This is a genomic window from Nocardioides sp. NBC_00163 (assembly GCF_045206295.1).
Taxonomy (GTDB): domain Bacteria; phylum Actinomycetota; class Actinomycetes; order Propionibacteriales; family Nocardioidaceae; genus Nocardioides.
This window is the reverse complement of record NZ_CP108155.1, coordinates 2,491,468-2,507,018: the sequence shown is the minus strand read 5'-3', so window position 1 is coordinate 2,507,018 and position 15,551 is coordinate 2,491,468. Positions and strand designations below refer to the sequence as shown.

At 69.5% G+C, this 15,551-nt stretch carries 14 protein-coding genes and 1 pseudogene; 11 read left to right on the top strand and 4 right to left on the bottom strand.

From position 1 onward, the window contains the following. Positions 1–21: 21 nt before the first annotated feature. The 4 genes from OG801_RS12095 to OG801_RS12080 form a co-directional block, all read right to left on the bottom strand. Positions 22–873 (bottom strand): GTP-binding protein LepA, encoded by an 852-nt coding sequence (locus OG801_RS12095; RefSeq protein WP_406035882.1) that lies wholly within the window; start codon positions 871–873, stop codon positions 22–24. A gap of 196 nt (positions 874–1,069) precedes the next feature. Next, positions 1,070–2,290 carry a lytic transglycosylase domain-containing protein gene (locus OG801_RS12090; protein ID WP_406035881.1) on the bottom strand — a complete coding sequence of 407 codons (1,221 nt, stop codon included), beginning with the start codon at positions 2,288–2,290 and terminating at the stop codon, positions 1,070–1,072. Between the two features lie 114 nt (positions 2,291–2,404). Next, positions 2,405–3,418, bottom strand: a complete 1,014-nt coding sequence (locus OG801_RS12085; RefSeq protein WP_406035880.1) for an HAD family hydrolase — start codon at positions 3,416–3,418, stop codon at positions 2,405–2,407. A gap of 13 nt (positions 3,419–3,431) precedes the next feature. Then, the gene (locus OG801_RS12080; protein WP_355017713.1) at positions 3,432–4,649 is read right to left on the bottom strand and encodes a helix-turn-helix domain-containing protein; all 1,218 of its coding nucleotides are present in this window, start codon (positions 4,647–4,649) and stop codon (positions 3,432–3,434) included. A gap of 288 nt (positions 4,650–4,937) precedes the next feature. Between OG801_RS12080 and OG801_RS12075 the strand changes: the two are divergent. From OG801_RS12075 to OG801_RS12025, 11 genes and pseudogenes are all read left to right on the top strand, one after another. Then, positions 4,938–5,381 (top strand): annotated as a pseudogene (locus OG801_RS12075) (ABC transporter ATP-binding protein); the annotation flags it as partial. Positions 5,382–5,981: 600 nt separating this feature from the next. Further along, positions 5,982–6,704, top strand: coding sequence for an ABC transporter permease (locus OG801_RS12070; RefSeq protein WP_355017730.1), 723 nt, complete (start codon positions 5,982–5,984; stop codon positions 6,702–6,704). A 1-nt stretch (position 6,705) separates the two neighbouring features. Beyond that, positions 6,706–7,548 (top strand): ABC transporter permease, encoded by an 843-nt coding sequence (locus OG801_RS12065; protein WP_355017714.1) that lies wholly within the window; start codon positions 6,706–6,708, stop codon positions 7,546–7,548. Continuing rightward, entirely contained in the window at positions 7,545–8,837 is a 1,293-nt protein-coding gene (locus tag OG801_RS12060; RefSeq protein WP_406035879.1) for an MCE family protein, read from the top strand. Before OG801_RS12065 ends, OG801_RS12060 begins: the two co-directional genes overlap by 4 nt. Further along, positions 8,834–9,865, top strand: coding sequence for an MCE family protein (locus tag OG801_RS12055; RefSeq protein ID WP_406035878.1), 1,032 nt, complete (start codon positions 8,834–8,836; stop codon positions 9,863–9,865). The genes OG801_RS12060 and OG801_RS12055 overlap by 4 nt, the downstream gene beginning before the upstream one ends. After that, the gene (locus tag OG801_RS12050; protein WP_406035877.1) at positions 9,865–10,878 is read left to right on the top strand and encodes an MCE family protein; all 1,014 of its coding nucleotides are present in this window, start codon (positions 9,865–9,867) and stop codon (positions 10,876–10,878) included. The genes OG801_RS12055 and OG801_RS12050 overlap by 1 nt, the downstream gene beginning before the upstream one ends. Continuing rightward, complete coding sequence (locus tag OG801_RS12045) at positions 10,875–11,903, top strand: MCE family protein (RefSeq protein ID WP_355017718.1); 1,029 nt, start codon at positions 10,875–10,877, stop codon at positions 11,901–11,903. Before OG801_RS12050 ends, OG801_RS12045 begins: the two co-directional genes overlap by 4 nt. Positions 11,904–11,926: 23 nt before the next feature. Then, positions 11,927–13,252, top strand: coding sequence for an MCE family protein (locus OG801_RS12040; RefSeq protein ID WP_406035876.1), 1,326 nt, complete (start codon positions 11,927–11,929; stop codon positions 13,250–13,252). Further along, complete coding sequence (locus OG801_RS12035) at positions 13,252–14,397, top strand: MlaD family protein (protein ID WP_406035875.1); 1,146 nt, start codon at positions 13,252–13,254, stop codon at positions 14,395–14,397. The genes OG801_RS12040 and OG801_RS12035 overlap by 1 nt, the downstream gene beginning before the upstream one ends. Next, positions 14,394–15,020 carry a hypothetical protein gene (locus tag OG801_RS12030; protein ID WP_406035874.1) on the top strand — a complete coding sequence of 209 codons (627 nt, stop codon included), beginning with the start codon at positions 14,394–14,396 and terminating at the stop codon, positions 15,018–15,020. Before OG801_RS12035 ends, OG801_RS12030 begins: the two co-directional genes overlap by 4 nt. After that, positions 15,017–15,520, top strand: a complete 504-nt coding sequence (locus OG801_RS12025) for a hypothetical protein (RefSeq protein ID WP_406035873.1) — start codon at positions 15,017–15,019, stop codon at positions 15,518–15,520. Before OG801_RS12030 ends, OG801_RS12025 begins: the two co-directional genes overlap by 4 nt. The last annotated feature ends 31 nt before the right edge of the window (positions 15,521–15,551 follow it).

The following is a 15,551-nucleotide window of genomic DNA, read 5'->3' as shown; positions in this document are numbered from 1 at the left end:
CCGAGGTAGCTCGGTGAACATTCAGGCGGCCGCGCGTGCCCGAGCTGCCTCGACCGCCTCGCGGAAGGCGCGAGTGACGTAGTCGGGGACGGGGAGGCCGCGGTCGCGGGCCCAGAGGAGCTCCTGCTCGACCCTGGCCACGTCGGCGGCGAGGTCGCGGCCTTCGTGATCGACACCCAGGGTCTCCATGACGTCGCCGAAGTCGGCGAGCTGGGTGACGTTGTTGACCCCGACGGGGGCGAAGGAGATCCGGCGCAGGCGTCGGACCAGCCACTTCTGCCAGGCCGCGAGCGTGGCCCAGTGGGCGCGGGCCGAGAGCTGGTAGAAGGCGTAGTGGCCCGGCTCCTGACGCTTGATCGGCGCGATGACGGTGTCGGCGACGGCGTGCTCGCCGGTCTCGATGACCCCGTCGTGGAGCAGGTTGTAGGCGATCACCGCGGAGCGTTCGGTGGCCATGCCGGTCAGGTAGTAGAGCATCCGGCAGACGTCCTGGAACGGCTCCAGGTGAGCCAGCAGGCCGAGCACCTTCAGCTTCAGGCCGACGTGGTCCAGGTCGGTGGTCGCCGGCGGGCGGCCGAGGATCTGCTGGAGGCGGTCGAGGATCAGTCCGTGCTGGATCTCCTGCGGCTGCCACACCTCGGCGTAGAACTGCTTGTCGACCTCGGGTGGGTTGGGGAGCATGGTCGAGATCTCGAGTACGTTGCGGTCGACCTCGAGCTCGACCCGCGCCATGTAGTCGAGCACATGGCCGAAGCGGGCGCCGAAGCCTGTCGGGTCGTTCATGGTGAAGTCGACCGAGTCCATCGGGATCGGTGGGTGCTCCTCGCCGAGGCGCGCGACATGAGCAACGAGACGTTCGGTATCGGTCGGCATCGAGGCGGCTCCCGGTGGGGTGTCAGCAGCGTCTCCCAGTGTGCCCGCACTGAGTGGCCTTGTAACGCGATTTACCGTGAACGAGGGGTGTTGGCCTCGACACTTTTCGTGCGCCGGCTCGACCAGCGGGGGAGAGCGATGGTCGAGAGGGTGCGAGGGGAGGGCGCGCCGAGGCCAACACGGTTGGGGCCGAGTCTCAGGACGTGCTCGCGGAAGCCTCCGGGCCGGCGGACTCGGTGGCCGTCTCGGTCGCGGTCGGGGTCTCCGACGGAGCCTCGGTCGGGGTCTCGGTGGGTGTCGGCTCCTCGGTGGGTGTCGGCTCCTCGGTGGGTGTTTCGGTCGGCGTCTCCGTGGGCGTCTCGGTGGGCGTCTCGGTCGGTGACCCCGTGGGGGAGCCGCTCGGGTCCGGGCCCGAGGTGGGCGACGGGACGACGGACCCGTCATCGCCGGGGGAGCCCGACGGCGAGGGGGAGGAGGGCGTGGTCGAGCCGCCGCTGGGCGTACCGGTGTCCGTCCCGCCCGAGGGTGAGCCGCCTGAGCGCCGAGGCGGCTGGGCGCTGGGCGAGGCGCCGGAGAGCGGCTCGAGGTCGGAGGCGGAGGTGACCGGGATCTGCGCGGCAGGCAGGACGACATCGGTTGGTGCCTCGAAGGTTCCGAGCCGATAGCCGTCGGCGATCTGCAGGACCGCCGAGACGTACGCCTCGCTGTGGTTGTAGCGCAGCACCGCCGAGCGCTTCCCGGCCTCGGTGGACAGGTCGGCGGAGCCGGAGCACAGGTAGACCGCGGCGGCGAGCGCGGCGTCGTCGACGTCCTGTGGGTCGCGGCGTCCGTCGCCGTCGGCGTCGACCCCGACATCGGACCAGGTCGACGGGATGAACTGCATCGGCCCGACCGCGCGGTCGTAGACGAGGTCGCGGTCGTAGGTGCCGCCGTCGGTGTCGAGGATGCGTGCGGTCCCGGCGGCCCCGGTGAGAGGTACGCCGAAGATCCCGGGCGTCGCGACCCCGGAAGCGGACAGCGTGTTACCCCCGGCACGGCCGTGGTCGGACTCGACCCGCCCGATGGCGGCGATCAGCGACCAGTCGAGATGACAGCCCGGGTCGGCGTCGGCCAGCACCGTCGCGGCGCGCTGGTAGGCGGAGAGCGCGGTCTCGGGGATGACGCCGGCGGCCGCCTCGGCGGCGAACCCGGCAGGCTTGGCTGCGAGGGTGGGACTGACCTTGGGGATGGGCTTGACCGCGGAGACGCTCACCGGCGGCAGCAGTTCCTGAGTCGGCACCTCGACCGGCACCTGACGCACGCTGGCCGTGGCGTCGACGGGCCGGCCCTCCTGGATCGCATGGATCGTCCAGGCGGCGGTGGCGGCGGCGACGGGCAGCGCAGCTGCCTTGAACAGCAGACCGGGTCGTGGGGTCATCCTCGGTCACATCCTCGGGTCGGGCGGGGTGGGGCGATGTCACCGATCCAGCCATCATGTGAGCCCCGCCACAACGGGCTGAGCGCGATCCGGGCCGAGAATCCCCGAAACTACTCACGTACGTGACAAGTTTCCGGTCCTCGACACCGGAATCGCCCCGGCCACGGCCGCGGTCACCAGGCACAGCAGCGCGCACCCCGCGGCGAGCAGGACCGAGCCGGCGCCCAGGATCGTCAGCACCGCCCCGACCACCGCCGGCACCAGTGCGACGGGCCCGGCCCAACGGCGCCCCACGACAGCCCCGCGAGCGAGCGAGATCAGCTCGGCGACGCGCCGGACGTCGAGATCCGCCAGCCGTACGCCGGAGCTCCCGCCCACGGCCAGGTCGGCCGCCGCCTGGGCCTCGGCGTCCTCCGGGCGAGCGCTCACGAAGGCGACCACCCGTCCCTGCTCCTGCAGCTCGGCGACGAGCCGCTCCCGCTTCTCGGGGGCGATCTCGGAGTGCCACCGCTCGATCCCGCAGGTCTCGGCGAGGTGCTCGGTCTCGCGGTCGGTGTCGTCGGAGACCAGCACCGGCGTCACGCCCGCCGCTGTCAGCCGTGACACCGACGCGCCCGCGTCTTCGCGCGGCTGGTCGCCGACCACGACATAGCCCAGCGGCCGACCGTCGAGCTCGACGCCGAGGACGGTGCCGCGGTCGGTGCGCTCGGCCATGCCGACCCAGGACGGCCGCCCGACGCGTACGGGATGCCGGTCCACCGACCCCCGCACCCCTGATCCGGGAACGACACCGAAGTCGGTCACCTTGCCCCGCGGCGAGAGCCGGGCGACCGCGCGGGCGAGCGGGCCCTCGGCCTCGTGCTCCAACGCTCCCGCGAACCAGCGCAGGTTGCGCAGGTGGTCGGGGTCGAGCGGGTCGACGGTGGTCACCACGAGCCGCCCGGTGGTCACCGTCCCCCACCGGTCGAGCACCACGGTGTCGACTCTGGCAGCGAGCGCCCAGGAGGACCGCGGCACCGACTCGATCCCGTGCCGGCGCCCGGCCCAGCCCGCGACGATGTGCGGGAAGGCCGACCCCAGGACGTACGCGACGACAGCACCGGCCATGAGAACGATCACTTCCACCATGAGCGGCTCCAAGTCAGCCGGTCTGCTGCTGGTAGCGGTCGAAGTCGCTCTGGTCGCCGGCGACCCACAGCGGCACGCTCGCCTTGAGCAGCAGCAGGAGCTGGGTGACGAACTCGGGGTCGCGCAGGGACTCCCCGAAGAGCTCGTTGATCCGCTTCCAGCGGTAGCGGATCGTCTGCGGGTGTACGCCGAGGACCGCCGCGATCGCCGGGGCGCTCTCCCGGGTCTCGAGCCAGACCAGCAGGGTCTCGGTGAGGATCTCGCGGGAGTTGGCCGACTCGGCCAGCAGCGGCTCGAGCAGCTCCTGGGCGAGCTGGCGGCGCATCACCGGCTCGGCGTGGAGCCAGATCTCGGTGCGGTAGGCGAGGCAGTCGATGACCGGCTTGGCCGGGATCACCCGGGCGTTGACCAGCGCCAGGGCGCGGTTGGCCCAGCGCCAGGCGGCGGGTACGTCCTCGGGTGGCACGGGCCAGCAGATCGAGACCCGCGCCTTGGGGGCCGCCGCCCGGACCTCCTTGGTCACCGCCTCGGTGTCGCGAGGCGGGCACATCACCACCTGGGTCGGCTCGCGGCGACGGGTGAGGGCGGTGGCGGACAGAGCGTCGGACGGGATCCGGCCGCCGTCTCGCAGCTCGACCGCCATCACGGTCACCTTCTCGGGCAGTGCCCAGTCGCCCAACGCTGCCTGCACCTCGATCTCGTCGGCGGAGGCCCCCGACAGCATCCGGTCGATCAGCCGCGCCCGGGCGACGTCGTTGTCCTGGTCGCGAGCCTCGGTGCCGGCCTCGAAGCCCTTGCTGACCTGCGAGGTCAGGTGGTCGACGTACGTCGTCATCATCTCGTTGAGCGCGTTCAGGGCCGCGGCGGAGAGCTCGTTCTCGACCGCCCGGCGGCGCAGCTCGTCCCAGAGCTCGGTCGTGGCCATGTCGATGCCCTGGTCGACGATGGCCCGGTCCTGGCCCAGTGCGGCGACCTTGAAACCGACCTTGCGGAAGTGGTCGTCGATCGCGATGTAGGGCGCCGAACGCCCGAGGCCCAGGTCGATGAAGTGCGACATCGCGCCGTGCACAGCGGTGAAGATGAGCTCCTCGAAGCCCTCGGTCTCAGCCGGCAGCCCCTCGCGCAGGTGACGGGTGATCTTGCGCGCGATCGGCCGCACCTCGCTCTCGAGGCTCTTCAGCATCCACACGGCGGAACCGGGTAGACCGGGGGACTGCTGGGTCTGCGTCATCTCGTGCTCCGTCGCACGTCAAACTCCTTCGTCCAACATGCCCGAGAAGGTGTCGACCACCATGGCACGTCTTTGCCAAGCCTGCCCCCGAATTGCGGTACGACTGTTCCACCAAGCGGGCCGAACGGCGTGAGTGCGCCAGATCCAGTCGGCCGATTTGTCATGCGCGTGACAAATCAGGGCACTCATTTGATGTCTGAGCGAATTTACTCTCCCGTGTGATCAGTGCCACACGTACTGTCCCGATCGTCGACGCACCCCACAACGGCAGAACAGGGAGGTCCCGCGATGGGCGGAACCGTGGAGGTCACCGGGCTCACCAAGAGCTTCGGGTCCCAGAACATCTGGAGCGACGTGACCCTCACGTTGCCGCAGGGCGAGATCACCGCGCTGCTGGGGCCCTCGGGCACCGGGAAGTCGGTGTTCCTGAAGTCGCTGATGGGGCTGCTGCGGCCGGAGGCCGGCGCCTGCCTGGTCGACGGGGTCGACATGGTGAAGGCGCGCGAGTCGCAGCGCCAGGAGCTGCGCAAGCGGTTCGGCGTGCTCTTCCAGGACGGTGCGCTCTTCGGCTCGATGAGCGTCTTCGACAACGTCGCGTTCCCGCTGCGCGCCCACACCAAGAAGCGCGAGTCGGAGATCCGGCAGATCACCAACGACAAGCTCGACCTGGTCGGGCTGCTCGGCCAGGAGCACAAGCTGCCCGGCGAGATCTCCGGCGGGATGCGCAAGCGCGCCGGCCTGGCCCGCTCGCTGGTCACCGAGCCCTCGATCATCCTGTGCGACGAGCCCGACTCGGGGCTCGACCCGGTGCGTACGGCCAACCTCGCCCAGCTGCTGGTCGACGTCAACGCGGCCACCGACGCCACGATGCTGGTGGTCACCCACAACATCGAGCTGGCACGTACGCTGCCGGACAACCTCGGCATGCTCTACCGCCGCCGCCTGGTGATGTACGGCCCGCGCGAGGAGTTCCTGCTCACCGACCACCCGGTCGTCTCCCAGTTCATGAGCGGCGACCCGATCGGGCCGATCGGGATGAGCGAGGAGACCGACCACGGGGTCAACGACGACTACGTCGAGGGCGAGGCCTACTACCCGTCCGGCGGCGTGGCGACCGTACGCGCCGGGGCCCGCGCCATCGAGGTGCTGCCGCGCCAGCTCGCCCCCGCCAACGGCTCCCCGCGGGCCGCGGTCGAGCGGCACAGCGCTCGGGTCGCGAGCGGTGCGGCGACGCTCTACACCGCTGATGACGACGACGTTGACCGAGCACCGAAGACGAAGGTCAAGGACCCGGTCAGCCGGGGGCTCGACCAGGTCGGGGCGCTCTTCGCGCTGGGTCTGGACACCTTCCGGGCGGCTTTCCGCAGGCCGTTCGCGGCCCGCGAGCTGCTCGACCAGTTCTGGTTCGTCACCTCGATCTCCTGGATCCCGGCGATGCTGGTCGCGATCCCGTTCGGAGCGGTGATCGCGCTGCAGCTCGGCACGCTGACGGTGCAGATCGGGGCGCAGTCGTTCACCGGTGCAGCCTCGGTGCTCGCCGTCGTGCAGCAGGCGGCACCCATTGTGACTTCGCTGGTGATCGCGGGGGCCGGCGGAGCGGCGATCTGCGCCGACCTGGGGTCCCGGACGATCCGCGACGAGATCGACGCCATGCGGGTGATCGCGGTCGATCCGATCCAGGCGCTCGTGGTGCCACGCGTGCTCGCCTGCGTGCTCGCGGCGGTGCTGCTCAACGGCCTGGTCAGCGTCGTCGGCGTCCTGGGCGGCTACTTCTTCAACGTCATCATCCAGGGCGGGACGCCCGGGGCGTACCTCTCCTCCTTCACCGCCCTCGCCCAGCTCTCCGACCTGTGGGTGGGCGAGCTCAAGGCGGTGCTCTTCGGGCTCATCGCCGGCCTCGTCGCCGCCTACCAGGGGCTCAACACCAAGCCCGGGCCGAAGGGGGTGGGGGAGGCGGTCAACCAGTCGGTCGTCGTCACCTTCCTGCTCCTCTTCTTCGTCAACTTCGTGATCACGACGCTCTATCTCGAGCTCGTCCCCGGGAAGGGGGCCTGACATGGCCACCGTTGATGTGGTCAAGAAGCGGTCGAGGCTCGATCGCTCCCTGGACGGGCTCGTGCAGACCGGGAAGGACATCCGGTTCTACGGGAAGGTGCTGGTCGGGATCCCGACGGCGATCCGGCACTACCCGCGCGAGATCCTCCGGATCCTCTCCGAGGTCTCCTTCGGCACCGGCGCGCTCGCGGTCATCGGCGGCACCATCGGCGTGATGACGGGGATGAGCATCTTCGTCGGCACGGTCGTCGGCATGCAGGGGTACGCAGCGCTCGACCAGATCGGCACCTCGACGCTCAACGGCTTCATCTCCGCCTACTTCAACACCCGCGAGATCGCGCCGCTGGTGGCGGCACTGGCGATGTCGGCGACCGTCGGCGCCGGGTTCACCGCGCAGCTCGGCGCGATGCGGATCAACGAGGAGATCGACGCGGTCAAGGTGATGGGGCTGGGCACGATCCCCTACCTGGTCTCCACCCGGGTGGTCGCCGGCTTCGTGGCGATCATCCCGCTCTACGTCGTCGGGCTGCTGACCTCCTATGCCGGCTCGCGGATGGTGACGGTCTACTTCCACGGGCAGTCGGCCGGGACGTACGACCACTACTTCCAGCTCTTCCTGCCGCCCATCGACATCCTGCTGAGCTTCGGGAAGGTGCTGATCTTCTCGATCCTGATCATCCTGATCCACTGCCGGCTGGGCTTCTACGCCAGCGGCGGGCCGTCGGGGGTCGGGATCGCGGTCGGGCGCTCGGTGCGGCGGACCATCGTGGTCGTCGCGCTGCTCGACCTCGCCCTCTCGATGGCGATGTGGGGCGCCACCACGACGGTGAGGATCGCGGGATGAGGCCCCCGAAAATTGAGCTCAGCAGGCTTCGCGATGCCTTCCTCGGCCTGTGCTACCTGGCCGTGGTAGCGGCGGTGGCGCTCGGCGCCTGGCTCGCCTACGACCAGACCTTCGTCGACCGTTCCGAGGTCACGCTGACCACCGGCACCCTTGGCAACGCCCTCCAGGAGGGCTCCGACGTCAAGCTGCGTGGGGTGCCGGTCGGCACCGTCCGCACCGTCTCTGCCCGAGAGGGTGGCGCCGAGCTGACCCTCGCGCTGGAGCCGGACGTACTCTCCGATCTCTCGGCCGACACCACCGCGCGGCTGCTGCCCAAGACCCTCTTCGGGGAGCGGTACGTGGCGCTGCAACCGGCCTCGGGGCCGGAGTTGTCGGCCGGCGACACCATCGAGCAGGACCGCTCCGACGAGGCGGTCGAGCTGGAGGAGGTGCTCGACGAGCTGCTCCCGGTGCTCAAGGCGATCCAGCCCCACAAGCTCAACGCGACGCTGAGCGAGCTGGCCACGATGCTGCGAGACAACGGCGACGACATCGGCCAGGTCTTCTCGGCGTGGGCGGACTACCTGAGGAAGCTCAACCCGCTGGTCCCGCAGCTGGCCGACGACCTCGCCTCGCTCGGCCGGGTCGCGGGCCACTACGAGGAGGCCGCGCCGGATCTGCTGGACGCGCTGGACACCATGACCGTGACCGCCGAGACCCTGGTTGACCAGCAGAGACAGCTCGCCGACACATTCCGGTCGGTGACCACGACGGCGGCCGACACCGACCGCTGGATCGAGCGCAACCGGGAGACGATCGTGGTGCTCTCCGACACCTCGCGCGACGCGCTCCGCGCGGTCAGCCCGTACGCCTCCTCCTTCCCGTGCCTCTTCAGCGCCCTGCGCGACTACGCGCCGGCGATGGCCAAGAACCTCGGCAAGGGCACCGACGAGCCCGGCTTCCATGCGCTGGTCAGCGTCTCCGACATCCGGCAGCCCTACCCCTCCGGCTACGTCCCGAAGCTGCGCACCGGCGGCCCCCGATGCCCGTACGTCACCGGCCGGACCGGCAGCCAGCCGGCCGTCACCGGGACGGCCGACACCGCCGAGCGGATCGAGGCACCACCGACGGACAGGGTGCGCACCTTCGGCGCGACCACGGGCCTGGGCGAGCAGAACTCCAAGAGCGAGAACCAGCTGATCGCCGAGGTGATGGCACCAGCGGAAGGCCTGGCACCTGATGAGTATCCGACCTGGTCGAGCCTGCTGCTCGGCCCGACCCTGCGAGGCACGGAGGTGATCGTCCGATGAGGCTCAACAGCGGCGGCTCGGTCGCGGTGACGCTCACCAAGTCGGTGGTCTTCGCGCTGGTGACGGTCCTGGCGATGGCGGCCCTGGCGACGACGATCTCCAACGGATCGACCTCGTCGGGGCGTACCTTCACGGCGCTCTTCACCGACGTGACCAGCCTCAACAAGGGCGACGACGTGCGGATGGCGGGGGTGAAGATCGGCACCGTCCAGTCCATCGGGCTGCACCACAACGACACCGCCGAGGTGGTCTTCACTGCGGCCGACTCGGCGCCGATGGTCGAGGGGACCCGCGCCGAGCTGCGGTTCCGCAACCTGATCGGGCAGCGCTACATCGCTCTCGAACCGGGGTCGCCCGGAGGCGAGCCGCTGCGCGCCGGCTACACGTTCTCGCTCGACGAGACCCAGCCCGCGTTGGACCTGACGATGCTGTTCAACGGCTTCCAGCCGCTGTTCAAGTTCCTCGACCCGGAGGACGTCAACAACCTCAGCGCCCAGATCATCGCGGTCTTCCAGGGCGAGGGCGCGACCGTGGAGTCGCTGCTCTCCTCGACGGCCTCGCTGACCTCGACCCTCGCCGACCGGGACCAGGTGATCGGCGATCTGATCACCAACCTCAACTCGGTCCTGGAGGTGGTCAGCCAGCGCACCGGGATGCTCGACACCACCCTGGTGACGCTGCAGCGGCTGGTCTCCGGGCTGGCCGCTGACCGCAAGACGCTCGGCTCGACCATCGAGGGGATGGGGGAGCTCTCCCAGAGCGTCTCCGGGCTGCTGGAGGAGGGCCGCGAGCCGCTGCGCGACTCGATCGACTCCCTCGGCGACGTCTCGGAGAACCTCGCCGAGAACGACGAGGCGCTGACGAAGTTCCTGACCACCATGCCGCAGAAGACCGACCAGATCGGCCGGATGGCCACCTACGGAGGCTGGCTCAACTTCTACATCTGCTCCATCGACGGGCGGATCCCGAAACCCGAGGGCTACTACGGCGACCTCGGCGTGGACTCGCCGGCAGGAAGGTGCCAATGATGGCCCGCTATCCGAAGTCGTTCGCCGAACGCAACAAGATCGTCATCGCCGTGGTCGGGATCCTGGCCATGACCGGCGTCTTCTTCGCCACCTTCTACGCCGAGGACCTCCCCGTCGTCGGCGGTGGCGACACCTACGAGGCCTACTTCGCCGAGGCCGCCGGGATACGTCCCGGTGACGAGGCGCGGGTCGCCGGGGTGAAGGTCGGCGAGGTCTCCGAGCTCGAGCTCGACGGCGACAAGGTGCTGATCAGGTTCCGGGCCAAGGACGTCTCGCTCGGCTCGCAGACCACCGCGTCGATCAAGGTGAAGACGCTGCTCGGGCGCAAGTTCCTCGCCCTGGACCCGGGCGGCTCGGGCCGTCTCCGGGAGCCGATCCCGGTCTCCCGGACCACGACCCCCTACGACGTCAGCGCCGCCTTCTCCGACCTCTCCACCACCGTCGGGGAGATCGACATGGCGCAGGTCGAGGAGTCGATGAACGCCCTCTCGGAGGTCTTCGAGGACACCCCCGAGGACGTACGCGGCATGGTCTCCGGCCTCACCCGGCTCTCCCGCACGATCTCCTCGCGGGACCAGGAGCTGGCCGAGCTGATGAGGACGACGACCGAGGTCACCGGCACCCTTGCCGAACGCAACGAGGAGATCGGGCTCCTGATCGAGGACGGCGACAAGCTGCTCGAGGAGCTCGCCGCCCGCCGTCAGGCGATCCACCAGATGCTCACCTACACCGACGACCTCGCCAAACAGGTCACCGGCCTGGTCGAGGACAACCAGAAGCGGCTCCAGCCGGCGCTGAAGAAGCTCGACCAGGTCTCTCAGATCCTGCAGCGCAACCAGGACCACCTCGACAAGGCGCTCTCCCAGATCGGCGCCTACTACCGGGTGGTCGGCGCCTCGATGAGCAACGGGCCGTGGATCGACGTCTACGGCTGCGGCCTCTTCGACGAGAACAACGCGCCGGTGCTCGACAACGACGTCCAGCGCGACTGCAAGCCGGGAGGGACGAGATGAGAAGGCTCATCGCTGGGCTCCTCGTGATCGCCGTCGTCGGCGCGATCGGGTGGGGTGCTGCGTACGGGATCCGGGAGGGGCGGAAGGGCACCACGTTCTCCGCGCTCTTCGAGGCCTCCGTCGGCCTCTATCCCGGCTCCGACGTGCAGATTCTCGGAGTGCCGGTGGGCGAGGTGACCTCGGTGACCCCGGCCGGCGAGCACGTGAAGGTCTCGATGATGCTCGACCCCGGCCAGACCGCCGCGGCCGACACCGAGGCGGTGATCGTCGCTCCGACACTGGTCTCGGACCGCTTCGTCCAGCTCACCGAGCCGTACGTCGACGGGCCCGAGCTCCGCGCCGGCACCGTCATCGAGGAGACCGCGGTGCCGGTCGAGATCGACGACCTCTACGCCTCGCTGACAGAGGCCGGCGATCAGCTCGGTCCCAACGGCGCCAACAAGAACGGTGCGCTCTCGCGGTTCCTGGAGGTTGTGGCGGCCAACCTCGACGGCCAGGGCGCCGACATCAACCAGGTGATCCGGGAAGGCGCCGATGCGTCGGCGACCCTGGCCGACATCGACCAGGACTTCTTCGCCACCGTCGAGAACCTCGACACCTTCAACAAGACCTTGCTCGAGCACGACGACGGGGTCGAGGACGCCAACCGCCGGTTCGCGCAGGTCACCGAGTACCTCGCCGAGGACCGCGACGACCTGGCCTCCGCGGTCAGCAACCTCGGCGAGGCGCTCGCGCTGCTGGAGTCCTTCATCAAGGACAACCGCGGCGAGATGCGCACCAGCGTCGAGAACCTGCAGGGCCCGACCCAGGTCCTCGTCGACCAGAACGAGTCGCTCGAGGAGGCGGTCGCCACGATCCCGCTGGTGCTGCAGAAGTTCGTCAACGCCTACGACCCGGACTCCAACACCCTGGTCGGCCGCACCAACCTGAACGAGCTGAGCGTCTGGTCCGGCGACGGCCTCACCGGCCAGACCTCCGAGGACGCGCCACCGGTCCTGCTTCCCGGTGTCGGAGAGGAGCAGTGATGTCGCGCTTGTCGAGACCGCTCGTGGCCCTACTGGCTACGGCCACCCTGACCCTCTCCGGCTGCGGCCTCGGTGCCGTCAGCGGAGGCGTCTACGAGGCCCCGCTGCCCGGCGGCGCCGACGTGGGGGAGGACCCGATCACGCTGAGCGCCGAGTTCAGCGACGTACTCGATCTGGTTCCCCAGTCCAGCGTCAAGATCGACAACGTCGCGGTGGGCCGGGTCTCCAAGATCCGGCTGACCGAGGACGGCCGCAGCGCGCGGGTGTCGCTGGTGGTCAACGACGACGTCGAGCTCCCCGCCGGCACCACGGCGCGACTGCAGCAGACCTCCCTGCTCGGAGAGAAGTACGTCGCACTGATCCGCCCCGCCACGACGGTCGCGGGCGCGCCCCTGGGTGATGGTGCGGTCCTCGGGAGGGGTGACACCGCGGCGGCCGCGCAGGTCGAGGAGGTGCTCGGGGCCCTGTCGATGGTGCTCAACAGCGGCGGCATCGCGCAGTTCCAGGAGATCTCCCGCGAGCTGCAGAAGGTCTCCGACGGCCGGCCGGAGGAGATCAAGGCCTTCCTGACGGAGATGGACCGGTTCGTCTCGGTCCTCGACTCGCGCTCGGCCTCGATCACCTCCGCGATCGAGTCGCTCAACGAGCTCGCGGTGACGCTGGAGAAGGACAAGACCAAGATCTCGAACGCGTTGGAGGGACTCTCACCGGGCATGCAGGTGCTCGTCGACCAGCGTCCGCAGCTGGTCGCGATGCTGGAGGCGCTCGACAAGCTCTCCAAGGTCACGATCAGCACCTTGGACGAGGCCCAGGACGACATCGTCGCCGACCTGAAGCTGCTCGACCCGATCCTCGACCAGCTCGCCAAGGCCGGCTCCGACCTGCCCTACGCGCTCGAGATCCTCTTCACCTACCCGTTCCCCGACGAGGTGCTCAACGCGCTCCGCGGCGACTACATGAACCTGTTCATGATCACGAACTTCCGTACTCCTGCCGGTTGCCAGTCCAAGGGGTGTGAGTGGCTGCAGCCGGCGGTCGCAGGCGGGTCCGGCGGCTCGGTCTCCTCCCAGTCCGGGTCGTCGGACGCACCGCCGGGGCTGTTGCCCTCGACCACCTCACCGGTGCCGGGCTCGTCCTCGCCGTCGATCCCGGGGGAGTCGATCCTGCCCTCCGATCCCGGCTCGTCCTCGTCCTCCTCGGATCCGTCGGAGTCCGGGTCGTCCTCGTCGTCTCCGTCCGATCCCTCCGAGTCGCCATCTGAGTCACCGACCGAGTCGGGGTCGGCGACCTCCGAGACCTCACCGGAAGGCACGGCGGGCGACGCCGGCTCCGTGGAAGGGAGCGAATGATGCAGCGGCTCACCGGAGGCGTACGCGTCAAGCTCGGGCTCTTCGTCGCTCTCGCGCTCGTGGGCACCAGCTATGTCGGGGCTCGATACGTCGGCCTGGACCTGTTCGACGAGCCCTACCGCGTCGACGTCTCGCTGCCCGAGGGCGGCGGCCTCTTCGTGAACTCGGAGGTGACCTACCGCGGGGTGCCCGTGGGCGAGGTGACCTCCCTGGAAGCAGGCTCCGACGGCGTACGCGCGGTGCTGGAGATCGAGGGCGACGCGCCCGCGATCCCCGAGGACGTGACCGTGAAGGTCGCCAACCGTTCGGCCATCGGCGAGCAGTACCTGGACCTCCGCGGTGGCGCTGTCGGCTCCGCCCGGCTCACCGACGGCGACCGGCTGAGTGCGGGGGAGGAGGCATTGCCGTACGACGCCTCCCAGGTCATCGAGACCGGCCGCGACTTCGTCGCCTCGGTGCCCGAGGAGGCGCTGGTGACGACGATCGACGAGTCCTACCTGCTGTCTCAGGGAGCCGGGTCCGACCTGCGGAAGCTGGTCGACACCTCGCTCTCGTTCCAGCAGGAGGCCGACCGCAACTTCCTCGTCTCCGCGAGCCTGATCCGCAACTCCGACCAGGTGCTCGCGACCCAGGAGGAGTCGGCGACCAGCATCAAGGCGTGGAGCAACGACCTCGCGCTCTTCTCCTCGACCCTTGCTGATTCCGACAAGGATCTGCGCGACCTGATCGGCGCCGCGCCCGGCTCGGCCACCGAGATCTCGCTGCTGGTCAAGGAGGTCGGTCAGCCGCTCGGGATCCTGATGAGCAACCTGGTCACGCCGGCGACGCTCTTCGGGACGAACGCGGCCGCGCTCGAGTCGACCTTCGTGACCGTCCCGGAGGCGGTCAGCATCGGCTGGGCGATCAACACCTCCAGCGGGCCACGGCTGAGCCTGATGCCGTCCTTCTTCAACCCGCCGGCCTGCGTCTCCGGCTATGAGGGCACCGACCTGCGCGCCGGCACCGATGTGAGCAAGGGCAAGCCGTTCAACACCGCGGCCGGCTGTTCTGCCGTACCCGAACCGAAAACCACGAAGACCGAGACAGTCGAGCCGGGGACGGTTAGCGTCCCCACCACGCTCGCCGGACTGATGGGGGAGCGATGAGCACGACAAGCACGACAACGGAGAGACGTACGGAGGCCTCGGTGGTCGAACAGAAGGCGTCGGGGTCTGAACGAAGTGGCCCCGAGGTTGTCGAGACCCCGCCGTCGAGGCGCGACCGGGTGCTCGCCTGGGGCCTCCCGCTGGTGGCGCTGTGCGTGCTGGTCGCGGGCGCACTGACCTGGTGGCGCGCGACCGGCCACGACCAGGAGATGGTCGACGAGGCCGCCCTGCGCGACCGGGTGCTGATCGTCGCGACCAGCCACATCGAGACCCTCAACTCGCTCGACTACCGGAAGGTGGACGAAGGGCTGAAGGGGTGGGCCGCGGTCACCACCGGAACCCTGCACGACCAGCTGACCGGCGTCTCCGAGGAAGACCGCAAGGTCCTCGCCGAGCAGGAGAAGATCTCGACCGGCTCGGTGATGGACGCCGCCGTGACCGAGCTCGACGACGACAGCGCGACCGTGATCGCGGCGGTCGAGATCACGGTCCGCGACGGCTCTGCTTCCGGTGAGGACGCCGAGCCGACGGTCAAGCGCAACAGGTTCGCGGCCGACCTGGTCAAGGTCGGTGACGACTGGCTCCTGGAGAGCCTCGAGCAGGTAGCGGTGAACCTGTCATGAGTCTTCTCGTACGCCGTTGGGCACCGTTCCTCGCCGCGCTCGCCCTGATCCTGGGCCTGGGAGCTTTCTGGCAGGCCGACCGGGAACGGAAGACCGACCACGTCGGCAACCGCGCCGTCGTCGACGCCGAGGCGACCACCGAGGTGCAGTCGGCCGTCACCACCGGCCTGCTCCAGGTCTTCTCCTACGACTTCTCCGACCCTTCGCCGACCGCTGCTGCGGCCGATGATTTCCTCGCCGGCGACGCCCGCAAGGAGTACGACCTCCTCTTCAAGCAGCTCCAGGAGAAGGCCCCCGGTCAGAAGCTCGTGCTCAGCGCCGAGGTCCAGGTCGCCGCGGTCAAGTCCCTCGACGCCGACTCCGCCGAGCTGCTGGTCTTCCTGGACCAGGCCTCCCAGCGGTCCACCGACAAGGAGTCGTCCATCTCGGCCGCCCAGATCGCCGTCGAAGCCGCCAAGGTCGACGGCCAGTGGAAGGTAACCGCCCTGGACCTCTTCTGATGCCGAGTCGGCTCGTCATGACGAGCCGACT